This is a genomic window from Vibrio sp. 1978 (assembly GCF_033344345.1).
The window spans coordinates 1-625 of record NZ_JAWPOP010000644.1; the positions used below are offsets into that span (position 1 = coordinate 1).

Here is a 625-nt window from a genome sequence, read left to right on the forward strand (position 1 = left end):
TGAGCGAACCTTGCAATCGGCTTGGGTATCTCGCGTTACCAATTGTGCATCGTTACCGAGCGTCATGATCGCCCACAACCAATCACGTTGATACGACAAGTTGTGATTGAAATCGCCCATTACGGCATACTGCTCTTTTTTCTTTTCTCTCTCGCTCATCCATTTCGCAAGCGCTTCTCCTTGTTGACTTAGTGTCTGGCAATCACGACTGTTTTTATACGCTCCGCTGCATCCTGCTTTTAGATGCACAGAGAGCAGGTGAAGCTCGTCCTTTTGGCTTGGGTTAACGACGATGTAACTGGCAAAGCGCAACTTGCTATTACCACGCGTTATTGAGAAGTCTGCTGGGTCAGACACTTCAATGTCTTTGCGCACAGCAAAACCGGTGTACTGATTGGTATCAGAAAACTGAAGGTGCTTATTGTTTGATTGAGCTCGATCAGAGAGATAAATCGCGTAGCCATCGCCTACAGCTTTTTGAACTGCGGCTTTGGAGTCGACCTCCTGAAAGGCGATGATGTCGGCTTGAGTTTTATCCACATATTGGTTGAGTTTGACGAAATCGTCACTGGTTCTCGAAACCTTACCTCCATTTATAGACAGCCATTCTATATTCCAACTGGTT

General features: G+C 46.2%; 1 protein-coding gene. It reads right to left on the reverse strand.

Translation table 11 applies throughout. The annotated features are described in order from the left end of the window. Positions 1 to 625, reverse strand: a 625-nt coding sequence (locus R8N49_RS28305) for an endonuclease/exonuclease/phosphatase family protein (protein WP_318190591.1), incomplete at both ends; no start/stop codon positions are given.